We start from the raw sequence: 11,640 nt of genomic DNA, 5'->3' as shown, positions 1-11,640 counted from the left end.
CCTATCCGGACTTGCTCGGGATGATCTGCAGGAAGATCGCAGACATCACGAAGTTGACGATGAACAGCAGCAGGAACGTGATGACGACCGACTGGTTGACGGCGTCGCCGACGCCCTTCGGGCCACCGCCGGCGTTCATGCCCATGTACGAAGCCACGATCGCCGCGATCAGACCGAACACCAGCGCCTTCGCGAGGCCCTGCCACAGGTCGGCCATCTGCGCGAGCGCGGTGAAGCTGGCCAGGTAGGCACCCGGGGTGCCGCCCTGGATGATGACGTTGAAGACGTACCCGCCCATGACGCCGACGATCGAGACCAAGCCGTTGAGGAAGACCGCGATCATCATGCAGGCGAGAACACGCGGGACCACCAGCCGCTGGATCGGGTCGATGCCCAGAACCATCATCGCGTCGAGCTCTTCGCGGATCTTCCGAGCGCCCAGGTCGGCGGCGATCGCCGAGCCACCGGCACCGGCGACCAGCAGCGCGGTCGCGATCGGGGCAGCCTGCTGGACGACCGCGAGGACCGCGGCCGAGCCGACGAAGGACTGCGCACCGAACTGAGCCACCAAGCCACCCACCTGCAGCGCGATGACCGCGCCGAAGGGGATCGCGACCAGCGCGGTCGGGACGATCGTCACCGACGCGATGAACCACGCCTGCTGGATGAACTCTCGGAACTGGAAGGGGCGCCGAAACACGGCTCGCCCCACGTCCAGACCGAACGCGAAGAGTGAGCCAGCGGTCCCGATCGGTTTCAGGACCCTGGCGGCGGTCAGGGATGACATCAGTAAGGAGCCTCTGTGGGGTCTGCTTTCACGCCGCCGGGGGCCATTGCCGCGTCTGCCCGGAAGGAGCCCGGGGGCGGGGTGACACCGTTCTCGCGGCACCAGGCGCCCGGCGGCCGCTGGTACTTGCGCGGGATGCCGTTGGACGGCTCGAGCTGCATCGGGATCGGCGGCAGCGGCGGCAGACCCATGTCCTTCTCCGCGGCCAGCTCGTCGGCGTCCTTCTCCTCGGACATGCCGATCGGGCCGATCGTCTGGGCGTTGAGGAACTGCCGCACCACGGGCTCCTCGGAGCTCAGCAGCATCTCGCGGGGCCCGTACATGGCCAGGTGCTTGTGGTAAAGCAGGCCAATGTTGTCCGGGACCGTACGCGTCGAGTTGATGTCGTGGGTCACGATCAGGAACGTCGCGTCGATCTGCGCGTTCAGGTCGATGAAGAGCTGGTTGATGAACGCCGTACGCACCGGGTCCAGACCCGAGTCGGGCTCGTCGATCAGCAGGATCTCGGGGTCGAGGACCAGCGCACGCGCCAGGCCGGCACGCTTGCGCATACCACCGGAGATCTCGCCGGGAAGCTTGTTCTCGGCACCGATGAGACCGACCAGGTCCATCTTCTCCATGACGATGTTGCGGATCTCGGACTCGCTCTTTTTCGTGTGCTCACGAAGCGGGAACGCGACATTGTCGAAGAGATCCATCGAACCGAACATGGCGCCGTCCTGGAACAGCACGCCGAACAGCTTGCGAACCTCGTAGAGGTCACGCTCCGAGCAGCTGGCGATGTCGACACCCTCGATGACCACAGAGCCCGTGTCGGGCTTGATCAGACCGATCAAGGTCTTGAGGAGCACCGACTTACCCGTGCCGGACGGACCCAGCATCACGCTGATCTCGCCCGCAGGCAGCGTCAGCGTGACATCCTTCCAGATGAGCTGCTTACCAAAGCTCTTGGTCAGCCCTTCGATCTTTACGTCTACACCCATCCGGGCCGGCTCCCTTCCTGTTCGCGGGGTTCTCCCTCAAGTCCCCCACTGCCCGACTAACGGCAGAGTGTGACGGAGGTTACGCACTTCCTGCGACACGCGTCACACTTTTGTAAACCATGGCGGCCTGCGAACGATGACGGTGATCACCACCCGAGACGAACTCCCCCAGCCAACACGTCGACGGTCGGATTGCGACCCTTCGCGCTCGGTGTGTGTTCAAGATAACGAAACAAACCGCGAGAGGCTACTCAGGAGTAGCAACCCGCGGTTTGAACGATCGCAGCGTTACGCTGCGATCTGACCGATCTGTTGCGGAACTGTGTCCGCGATGTGGAAAGCCCGGGCCCGGCGGAATCCGCCGAACCCGGGCTCAAGGGCCGAAGCCCTCAGATCACTTGACGGTGACCGTGGCGCCGGCGGCCTCGAGGGCCTCCTTCGCCTTGTCAGCGGTCTCCTTGTTGGCGGCCTCGAGGACAGCCTTGGGGGCGCCCTCGACGAGCTCCTTGGCCTCCTTCAGACCGAGGGAGGTCAGAGCGCGCACCTCCTTGATGACGTTGATCTTCTTGTCGCCAGCGGCCTCGAGGATGACGTCGAACTCGTCCTTGGCCTCCTCAGCGGCAGCGGCGGGGGCGCCCGGGGCGCCAGCGGCGGCAACGGCGACCGGAGCGGCAGCGGTGACACCGAAGGTGTCCTCGAAGGCCTTGACGAACTCGGAGAGCTCGATGAGGGTGAGCTCCTTGAAAGCGTCGAGCAGCTCGTCGGTGGAGAGCTTCGCCATGATGGCAGTTCCTTTCGTGGTGGCCCTGTGCGTTTTTCTGTGAGTACGCAGCGGGGCCGGGGTTACAGGTGGTGGTTAGTTACGACCGGGGCGATCACGCCTCGGCCGGAGCCTCCTCGGCGGCAGCCGGCTCAGCGGCACCACCTGCGAGGATCGAGGGGTCCTCCGCGGCCTTGGCCTCGAGAGCGGCAGCGAGCTGCGCGGTCTTCGAGGGCAGAGCGTTGAAGGCGTACAGAGCCTGCGAAAGCGACGCGGTCATCGCGCCGGCAAGCTTGGCGAGCAGGACGTCGCGCGACTCGAGGTCGGCAAGCTTGCCAACCTCAGCAGCGTCGATGGCCTTGCCGTCCAGGTACCCGCCCTTGATGACAAGGTTGGGGTTGGCCTTGGCAAAGTCACGCAGGCCCTTGGCCGCCTCGACGACGTCACCCTTGATGAAGGCGATCGCGGTCGGGCCGGTCAGCAGGTCGTCGAAACCTTCGATGCCGCTCTGCTTGGCGGCGATCTTGGTCAGCGTGTTCTTGACCACGCCATAGTTGGCGTTCTCACCGAGCGAGCGGCGAAGAGTCTTCAGCTCGCCGACGGTGAGACCACGGTACTCGGTGAGCAGGGCACCGCTAGAGGCGCTGAACTTCTCAGCGATCTCCGCGACAGCAGCCTGCCTTTCAGCCCGCGCCATGGGTCTCCTTCTTCCGGGAATCGATTCCACCGGTGAGGGCCCTGCATGACAAACGCCCCGAGCGCAGGCTCAGGGCGTGACGTAAGTTCTCGTCTTGCTCTTCACCTACGCTGGCCGTCCGCATCCTGCGGAACCTTCGATCGAGTGCATGCGCACCTGACAACCGGCGGTCTCTGGTTTCAGACAACAATTATGCGTACGCCGCGGGGTGCGGCCAAATCGGCGGGCAGTACGTTTGCCCGCATGGAGAGCCACACCTTCGGAAGGATCGGTCGCTCGGCGTCGGTCATCGGTCTCGGCACCTGGCAGCTCGGTGCCGACTGGGGCGAGGTCAGCGAGTCGGATGCGCTGGCGGTGCTCGAGGCCGCGGTGGGCGACGGGGTGACCTTCCTCGACACCGCCGACGTCTACGGGGACGGCCGGAGCGAGGAGGTGATCGGGCGGTTCCTGCGGTCGCACGAAGGGATCTTCGTCGCGACGAAGATGGGGCGCCGGGTCGACCAGGTGCCCTCGAACTACACGCTCGCCGCCTTCCGCGAGTGGCTGGACCGCTCGCGCACCAACCTCGGCGTCGACACGATCGACCTGGTGCAGTTGCACTGCCCGCCGTCGGAGACGATCGAGTCCTCGGCGACCTACGACGCGCTGGACACCCTGGTCTCGGAGGGGGTGATCGCTGCGTACGGCGTGAGCGTGGAGACGTGCGACCAGGCTCTGGCCGCGATCGCGAGGCCAAACGTGGCCTCCATCCAGATCATCCTGAACGCGTTCCGGCTCAAGCCTCTGGACCGCGTGCTTCCGGCTGCCGCGGAGGCAGGTGTCGGGATCATCGCGCGGGTGCCGTTGGCCTCCGGACTGCTGTCGGGTCGCTACTCGGAGTCGACGACGTTCGCTGCCGACGACCACCGCACCTACAACCGCCACGGCGAGGCCTTCGACGTCGGCGAGACCTTCTCCGGCGTCGACTTCGCCACCGGGGTCAAGGCCGCGCAGGAGTTCTCCGCTCTGGTCTCCGAGCACGGTCCCGAGGGCGCCACGCCCGCGCAGGTCGCGCTCGCCTGGGTCGCGCAGCAGCCCGGCGTCACCACCGTCATCCCCGGCGCCCGCAACACCTCCCAGGCCCACGCCAACTCCGCCGCCGGCTCGCTGCCGACACTCTCCGAGGCGCTGCTCTCCGGCGTACGTCGGATCTATGACACCCACTTCCGCGAGGCCGTCCACTCTCGCTGGTGACGATCCTCCGCCGAGGCGTCGCTCGCGTCGGCCGAGTGGGCACCGCGTTGCCGTCTCGGCCGACCTGAATGACGTCTCGGCCGACGGGGCTGACGTCTCGCCGGGTGAAAAAAATAGTGAGCATCGGTAATGAATCGGGCAGAGTAAAGGGGTGACGACGGAGACGACGACCGAGGAGTTCCGGTTCCGAGACATCGCGCTGGTGGCGTACGCGCCCTCGATCGTCAGCTCCATGGGGCACGGGGCGGTGATGCCGGTGCTGGCGCTTCGGGCCTCCGACCTGGGCGCGGACGCATCGATGGCTGCGTTCGTGGTCGCGCTGCTGGGGATCGGGTCGCTGGCCACCTCGTTGCCCGCGGGGTCGCTGGTGGCGCGGATCGGCGAGCGGCGGACGCTGATGGGCGCCGGGGCGCTCGACGCGGTCGCGATGACCGTGGCGTTCCTCAGCAGCTCGGTCGCGGTGCTCGCCATCGCCGTGTTCGTAAGCGGGATGAGCTGGACGGCGTTCCTGATCGCGCGGCAGGGCTTCCTCATCGACGCGACCCCGCTCTCCCACCGGGCCCGGGCGATGTCGCTGCTGGGCGGGTCGTTCCGGCTCGGCGTCTTCGTCGGGCCGCTGCTCGGCGCCGGGCTCATCCACCTCTTCGGTCTCCCCGCGGTCTTCCTGTTCGCGGCAGCGATGTCGCTGTGCTCGGCGGTGATCGGCGGCTGGATGCCCGAGCTCGGCCGAACCCGCTCGCGTGAGCAGGGGCATCTGAGCGTACGCAGCGTGCTGTGGACCCATCGCCGGACCTTCGCCACGCTCGGGGTGGCGGTGGTGATCATCGGGATCTCGCGGTCCGTACGCACCGGCCTGCTCCCGCTCTGGGCCGACCACATCCACCTCGAGGCCTCGGTCGTGTCCCTGCTCTTCGCCGGGGCCGCGCTGGTCGACATCGCCCTCACCCTCCCGGGCGGCTGGCTGCTCGACCACCGCGGGCGTCAGGTCGTGGCGATCCCGGTGGTGCTCGCCGTCGGCCTCGGCTGCCTGTTGCTCCCCCTCACCCACGACGCGCTCAGCCTGGGCGCGGTGATGGCGCTGATCGCCATCGGCAACGGCCTCGGCTCTGGGATCGTGATGACGCTCGGCGCCGATGCCGCACCTGACGACGGACGCGCTCAGTTCCTAGGCGGCTGGCGGCTGTGCGGCGACCTCGGCGGCACCGGCGGACCGCTCCTGGTCTCCGCGCTGGCTGCGGTCTTCTCGATCGCCGCCGCTCCGGTCGCGCTCGGTCTCTTCTCGCTCGCCGGAGCGGTCTGGGTCGGCTACTGGACCGGCCACGCCGACCGTGCCCGACTTCAAGGCTTAGCTAGGGAACGAGAGCGCGTGAGAGTGCCTCGGCCAGGGCGGCTTCGTCACCGGTGACGGTCAGGTCGGCGGACCGTGGCGTCGTACGACCCCAGAGGAGCAGCGCCAGGTCACGAGCGGATCCGGTCACGGACACCTTCTGCACCGCGTTCGGAGCCCCGATCGCCCAGGTCTGGTCGATGTCGGTCGCGGTCAGCTCGATGCGGGTGACGACCTTGCGCGTGCGCTTCAGCGCGATCTGACGCGGGTACATCACGGTCAGCACCTCGTCGACCGTCTCGGCCCAGAGCTCCGGGGTCGCCTCGGGTGCGGCGAGCCCGAGCGCGCACCGGATGTCCCAGAGGTGGACCAGGGTCTCATGCACCTGACGCCGGAACCAGAACACGACCGGCCCGCGGCCGTCCTCGGTCAGCCCGTTGAGGATCCGGCCGGTCGCCTCCGGCCCCAGCGCCGAGAGCGTCTCGCGCAGCTCGGCGGCCTGCGCCTCATAGGCCGCGACCAGGTCCAACGGAACCGGCAGCGACTCTTCGTCCTCGTCGCGCGCCATCGCCGCGGCCCAGTGGTGCACCCCGGCCAGATGATCGGCCAGGTCTCCGATCGACCAGTCGTCGCAGGACGGAACCGGCACGTCCGGATCGGCCTGCTTCAGCGCGGCCGCGAACTCGGCCTGCAGCTCAGCGAGAGTCACGTAGTAGTCGTCAGGCGTTGGCACGTCGCAGACACTATCGACCGCGAGGGGTCGGCCTCAGCAGTATCTCGTCATGACCGCAGCCAGCCGCCCTTCCAGGCGCACCAGGTCGGCGGGGTCGGTGATGAACGACGTCTTGCCGGGCGGCGGGAGGAAGCCGACGACGTCCATCACGTCGAAGTACGGCTGCGGCGGACGGCCGGTCTTCGCGGCGTACGCATCGGCGAACCGGTCCGCGACCTCGGTCCCGTGAATGATCGCGAGATTGGTCGCGCAGTGGGCCACATCCAGCCAGGCCGGCCCGATCGACGTCTCGACCCAGTCGACGACACCGCTGACCTCGCCGCGATTCCACAGCACGTTGCGCGGCTGGAAGTCACGGTGGATGAAGCAGGGATCGTACGCCGGTGGTTCGCTGCGCAGCAGCGCAAAGGCGTCCTCCCACAGTCTTGCGTCCACGGCCCACACCGGGACGACGAACTTCGCCTCCCACGCCCACGACTGGTAGCTGCGTACGTCGATCGTCGGCTCGACCGCGTGAATGCTCGCCAGCAGCTCAGCGAGCCGCAGGAGCGAGGCGTCGTCGCTCCGCTGCGGCTCGATCGCCCCCGGAAGCAGCGTCATCAGGTGTGCCGGGTGTCCGCACCGCTCACCCGTGGCGTCGACCGCGAGCGACCGCGGCGCAGGAACCTCGGTGGACGCGAGCATCCGCTGGATCTCGCTCTCCCGGGTGGTGAGCGGCTCACCGTGCGTACGCCACGGCTCGTTGGTCATCAGCCGGAGCACGACCGCCTCGTGCAGCCTCGGGGTGATCGCCAGCATGGTCGACGTCCAGCCGCCAGAGAGGCGTCGCACCTCACCGACCTGTTCCCCCAGCACTTCCTCGACCCACTCGAGCGCGGCAGAGCAGTCAACAGCGGGATCGCTTCGCATGCGGCACATCTACTTCTGGCGGGCGCGGTGCGCGGCGGCCTTGACCCGGCTCTGGCAGCGGGTGGAGCAGAAGCGGCGGCCGGCGTTCTTGGAGGTGTCCACGAAGACGCGGTCGCACGGGTCGGCCTGGCAGACACCGAGGCGGCCGGCCAGGTCCGAGCCGATCGCCAGCGCGAGGCCGGCGGCGATGCCCGCACCCCAGCCGATGACGAGGCCGGGGTCGCGGCCGTGGAAGTGCAGCGTCCAGCCTCCTCCTCGAGCCCGGTCGAGCTGCGGGACCGAGCCCATCTCGCGCATGAGGGCATTGACCGCCGAGGCGGCTGTGTCGAGGTCGCCGCCGGCCGCTGCCTCGAACACGACTCGCAGCGACTCGGCGAGCGCGACCATCCCGTCGGCGTCGCCTTCCTCGACCTGGGGCTGGTAGTCGGGACGGGCCAGCAGCTCGCTGACGACCTGTGCTCGCCGGCCGGAGGGAGGCGGCTGCACTGGACGGGTGCCGTCATGCCCTGGGGTCAGGGCGTTGACGAGCTTGCAGGCCTGCTCGGTCACCGTATGCACGTGACTGTCGAAATGTATTTGACCAGTCACGAGTTCGGGTCCTACCGTCTCCTCCATGACCGTCATTCAACCATTGACCAGTCACCGAGGCACGCGGTGGCCGCGATCCCTCGTCGTGCTGGTCATCGCCCGAGCGGTCAACCGGTTGGGTTCGTTCGCCATGGCCTTCATGGCGGTCGCCCTGGTCGAGGTGCACGGCGCCTCCCTCGCCACGGCCGGCGCTGTCGTGACGGCCTTCGGGATCGCCACCATCCCCTCGCGGCTCCTCGGCGGCTGGATGGCCGACACGGTGGGCCGCCGGCCGACCATCGTCGTGGGACTCGTCGCGTGCGCGGTGGCCCAGCTGGTCATCGCCACATCTGCCGGGATCGCCGGCGCGCTGATCGGCGCGACGCTGCTCGGGTTGGCGTACGAGATCTACGAGCCCGCCTCCCAGGCGCTGATCGCGGAGTCGGTGGAGATGGAGCGGCGGCCACAGGCGTACGGGCTCTATGGCGCCGCGATGGCCGTCGCCGGTGTGGCGGCAGGTGCCCTGGCCGCACTCGTGGGCGGTATCGACCTGCGCCTGCTCTTCGTCGCCGACGCGGTCACCTGTCTGTGCGCTGCGGTTCTCGTCCTCGCACTCGTCCGCGACACCACGGCTCGGAGTCGCCGCCGGCAGCGGTCCGGTCCGAGCCCGTGGCATGACCGCCGGCTCCTGACGATGCTCGCGCTCGGCACCGGGTTCGCCACCGCATGGATCCTGAGCACGATCGCTCTCCCCCTCACCGTCTCCGCCCGCGGGCACGACGCCGCGGCCACCGGCTGGCTGCTCGTGGTCGCCGCGCTGACCACGATCGCCGGGCAGCGCCTGCTCCGCGGCGCCGCCGCTCGGCCCTTCACGCTCATCCGCGCGGGCCTGGTCCTGATGGCCGTCGGCTTCGCCGTCATCGCGTACGCAGCACCGCTGCCGCTCCTCGCGGTCGGCTCAGCGATCGTGGCCCTCGGCGAGCTGCTTCTCCTGGGCCCACCGATCGCGCTCGTGGCCGGCCTAGCGGCGACCGACGGCTCGCGGGCGGGCTACCTGGCGGCGTACGGGACCTGCTGGGGGATCGCGCAGACGATCGGGCCGATGCTTGCGACGAGCCTGCTGTCGCACGGAGTTCCGACGGTCTGGCTCGTCGGCGCGGGCCTCTGCCTCGGCCTTGCAGCCACCACCGCCAACTGCGGCCGGATGCTCACCGAGGTACCTCGGTGAGCATCCGCGCCTCAGAGCACCCGGGCGAGGAACGCCTGGGTGCGTTCGTGTTGGGGGTTGCCGAGGACATCGGCGGGGATGCCCTCCTCGACGATCACGCCACCGTCCATGAAGACGACCTTGTCGGCGACCTCGCGGGCGAAGCTCATCTCGTGGGTCACCACCATCATGGTCATGCCCTCGGCAGCCAGGTCCTTCATGACCGCCAGAACGTCCCCGACGAGCTCGGGGTCCAGCGCGGAGGTCGGCTCGTCGAAGAGCATCATGTCGGGGTTCATCGACAGCGCCCGCGCGATGGCGACGCGCTGCTGCTGGCCACCGGAGAGGTGAGCCGGGTAGGCGTCGGCCTTGTCCGAGAGCCCGACCTTCTCCAGGTTGGCCCGAGCGATCTTGGTGGCCTCGGCCCGGCCCCGCTTGAGCACCTTCTCCTGGGCGACCGTCAGGTTGCGCAGAGCGGTCATGTGCGGGAACAGGTTGAACTGCTGGAAGACCATCCCGATCCGCGCTCGCAGCGCGTCCACGTCGGCGTCCGGATCGGTGATCTCATCACCGTCGACCAGGATCGTGCCGCTGGTCGGCTCCTCGAGGAGGTTCACGCAGCGCAGCAGCGTCGACTTCCCGGAGCCCGAGGGCCCGATCACGCAGACGACCTCTCCGCGCGCGATGTGGAAGTCGATGCCCTTGAGCACCTCGTTGTCACCGAAGTACTTGTGCAGGTTCTGTACGTCGATCACTGCCGCGCTGCGGTCGGCAGCCGGTGTCGTCTCGGTCTGGGTCATCAGCGGGCCTTCCCGGACTTGGCTTCCATGCGGCGTACGACGATCGAGAGCGGCACCGTGATCAGCAGGTAGCACAGCGCGATCGTGACCATCGGGGTCAGGTTGGCGAAGGCGTTCATGTTCTCCCGGCCGAACGCGGTCAGCTCGTACTCGTCCAGGGACAGACCGAGGATGTAGACCAGCGAGGAGTCCTTGGTGAGCAGGATCAGCTCGTTGGTCAACGGCGGCAGGATGATGCGGAACGCCTGCGGGATCACGATCGTGACCATCGCGCGCGTGTGGGTCATCCCCAGCGTGCGGGCCGCTTCGTACTGCCCCTTCGGCACCGCCTGGATGCCCGCGCGGATCGTCTCGGCCATGTAGGCGCCGCCGACCAGACCGAGCGCCAGCGTCACCGTGACGATGTTGCCGAGGTTCAGACCGAAGGCGATTGGCAAGCCGAGGCCGAGCACCAGGAAGACGACCAACGCCGGCAACCCGCGGAAGAGCTCGATGATGCCGGTGGAGATCCACCGGTACGGACCCACGCTGGAGAGCCGCATCAGCGCCAAGACCAGACCCAGCGCCAGCCCGAAGGCGAAGCCACAGGCGGTGTAGATGATCGTGTTCTTGAGCGCGATCAGGATGACATCGGGAAACAGCTGCGAGGCGATGTCGATGTCAAGGAACGCGCGCCTGATCTCAACCCAGTCGGCGATCAGGGCAAGGACCACGACCAGCAGCACCAAGATGGCGTACTGGATGTAACGGACGAGCGCCGCGCGTTTGCGCGGCGACATCCGTTTCTTGGGAACTACGGCCGCGCTACTCACTGCGCGGCAGCCTCCCCGAACCACTTGTTGTAGACCTTGTCATAGGCGGCCTTGTCGTTGATGCCCTTGTTGAGCACCTCGAGCAGCTTGTCGTTGCCGCCCTTCTTGACCGTGAAGCCGTACGCCTCACCAGTCTGGAACTCGCTGGTGATCTCCATGTCGGTGTTGTCCTTGACGAAGTCGTAGAGCAGACCGTTGTCGTTGACGCCGGCGTCTGCCTTGCCGGACTTGACCGCCTGCATCATCAGCGCGGAGTCCTCGAGCGTGATGATCTTGGTGTCCTCGGGGGCGTTCTCCTTGACGTAGTCGGCGCCGGTGGTCGCCTCCTGGACCGCGATGGTCTTGCCGCCGAGGTCGTCGAGCGACGCGTAGCCCGCGCCCTTCTTGGTCATCAGGGCCTGGGTCGCCTCGAAGTAGGGCTCGGTGAAGTCCATGACCTTCTCGCGCTCCTCGGTGATCGTCATCGCGCCGGCGGCGACGTCACACTTGCCGGAGTTGAGGGCCTCACCGGAGACGATGGTCTCCCAGCCGATGTTGACGACCTCGGTCTCGAGCTCCTCGGCATCGGCCGCGATCTTGAGCACGTCGATGTCGAAGCCGACGACCTCGCCGCCCTCGTTGAACTCGAACGGCTTGTAGGGAAGGTGCGTGCAGATGGTCAGGGTGTCGGCCTTGACCAGCTTCGCACCCGACGGGGAGGTGCCACCCTCGTCGCCGCCACCGCAGGCGGCGAGCGCCAGGCCGAGGACGGGAACGGTCAGGGCAGCAGCGAGCTTCCGCAGATTCATGCGTGGCACTCTACGTGTCTTTGGACACCGATGGCCC

The 11,640-nt window shown here is 67.9% G+C and carries 13 protein-coding genes; 3 read left to right on the top strand and 10 right to left on the bottom strand.

The genetic code is table 11. The features are described from left to right. Position 1: 1 nt before the first annotated feature. The 4 genes from ABTW65_RS20190 to rplJ form a co-directional block, all read right to left on the bottom strand. The gene (locus tag ABTW65_RS20190; protein WP_160025586.1) at positions 2-787 is read right to left on the bottom strand and encodes an MlaE family ABC transporter permease; all 786 of its coding nucleotides are present in this window, start codon (positions 785-787) and stop codon (positions 2-4) included. After that, positions 787-1,770: an ABC transporter ATP-binding protein gene (locus tag ABTW65_RS20185; RefSeq protein ID WP_350663337.1), complete on the bottom strand. Its 984-nt coding sequence runs from the start codon at positions 1,768-1,770 to the stop codon at positions 787-789. The genes ABTW65_RS20190 and ABTW65_RS20185 overlap by 1 nt, the downstream gene beginning before the upstream one ends. 394 nt (positions 1,771-2,164) lie before the next feature. Then, positions 2,165-2,551 (bottom strand): 50S ribosomal protein L7/L12, encoded by a 387-nt coding sequence (rplL, locus tag ABTW65_RS20180; protein ID WP_141802532.1) that lies wholly within the window; start codon positions 2,549-2,551, stop codon positions 2,165-2,167. Between the two features lie 94 nt (positions 2,552-2,645). Then, entirely contained in the window at positions 2,646-3,227 is a 582-nt protein-coding gene (gene rplJ, locus ABTW65_RS20175) for a 50S ribosomal protein L10 (RefSeq protein ID WP_350663335.1), read from the bottom strand. A 243-nt stretch (positions 3,228-3,470) separates the two neighbouring features. Between rplJ and ABTW65_RS20170 the strand changes: the two genes are divergently transcribed. Then, on the top strand, positions 3,471-4,460 hold the full coding sequence (locus tag ABTW65_RS20170) for an aldo/keto reductase (RefSeq protein ID WP_350663333.1): 990 nt from the start codon (positions 3,471-3,473) through the stop codon (positions 4,458-4,460). A gap of 151 nt (positions 4,461-4,611) precedes the next feature. Beyond that, positions 4,612-5,865: an MFS transporter gene (locus tag ABTW65_RS20165; protein ID WP_350663331.1), complete on the top strand. Its 1,254-nt coding sequence runs from the start codon at positions 4,612-4,614 to the stop codon at positions 5,863-5,865. On the opposite strand, the gene ABTW65_RS20160 is transcribed toward ABTW65_RS20165, so the two are convergent. The 3 genes from ABTW65_RS20160 to ABTW65_RS20150 are packed head-to-tail and all read right to left on the bottom strand — an operon-like array spanning position 5,810 to position 7,978. After that, positions 5,810-6,520 carry a maleylpyruvate isomerase family mycothiol-dependent enzyme gene (locus tag ABTW65_RS20160; protein WP_350663329.1) on the bottom strand — a complete coding sequence of 237 codons (711 nt, stop codon included), beginning with the start codon at positions 6,518-6,520 and terminating at the stop codon, positions 5,810-5,812. The two genes, ABTW65_RS20165 and ABTW65_RS20160, sit on opposite strands and share 56 nt — an antisense overlap. 33 nt (positions 6,521-6,553) lie before the next feature. Beyond that, positions 6,554-7,429 (bottom strand): phosphotransferase family protein, encoded by an 876-nt coding sequence (locus ABTW65_RS20155; RefSeq protein ID WP_350663327.1) that lies wholly within the window; start codon positions 7,427-7,429, stop codon positions 6,554-6,556. A gap of 9 nt (positions 7,430-7,438) precedes the next feature. Continuing rightward, positions 7,439-7,978 carry a CGNR zinc finger domain-containing protein gene (locus ABTW65_RS20150; RefSeq protein WP_350663325.1) on the bottom strand — a complete coding sequence of 180 codons (540 nt, stop codon included), beginning with the start codon at positions 7,976-7,978 and terminating at the stop codon, positions 7,439-7,441. A 64-nt stretch (positions 7,979-8,042) separates the two neighbouring features. Here ABTW65_RS20150 and ABTW65_RS20145 point away from each other — a divergent pair, with 64 nt between their 5' ends. Continuing rightward, positions 8,043-9,224: an MFS transporter gene (locus ABTW65_RS20145; protein ID WP_350663323.1), complete on the top strand. Its 1,182-nt coding sequence runs from the start codon at positions 8,043-8,045 to the stop codon at positions 9,222-9,224. Positions 9,225-9,235: 11 nt separating this feature from the next. On the opposite strand, the gene ABTW65_RS20140 is transcribed toward ABTW65_RS20145, so the two are convergent. Genes ABTW65_RS20140 through ABTW65_RS20130 form a run of 3 tightly spaced genes read right to left on the bottom strand, consistent with a single transcriptional unit; the run spans position 9,236 to position 11,603 of the window. Beyond that, positions 9,236-10,003, bottom strand: a complete 768-nt coding sequence (locus tag ABTW65_RS20140) for an amino acid ABC transporter ATP-binding protein (protein ID WP_350663322.1) — start codon at positions 10,001-10,003, stop codon at positions 9,236-9,238. Then, positions 10,003-10,782: an amino acid ABC transporter permease gene (locus ABTW65_RS20135; RefSeq protein ID WP_350663320.1), complete on the bottom strand. Its 780-nt coding sequence runs from the start codon at positions 10,780-10,782 to the stop codon at positions 10,003-10,005. Before ABTW65_RS20135 ends, ABTW65_RS20140 begins: the two co-directional genes overlap by 1 nt. 29 nt (positions 10,783-10,811) lie before the next feature. Further along, positions 10,812-11,603: a transporter substrate-binding domain-containing protein gene (locus tag ABTW65_RS20130; protein WP_350663318.1), complete on the bottom strand. Its 792-nt coding sequence runs from the start codon at positions 11,601-11,603 to the stop codon at positions 10,812-10,814. Positions 11,604-11,640 lie beyond the last annotated feature (37 nt).

This window comes from Nocardioides sp. NPDC127503 (assembly GCF_040302165.1).
In the GTDB taxonomy this organism is placed as follows: domain Bacteria; phylum Actinomycetota; class Actinomycetes; order Propionibacteriales; family Nocardioidaceae; genus Nocardioides.
Note: the sequence above shows the minus strand (reverse complement) of the source record. Positions and strands in the feature narration are given on the sequence as shown.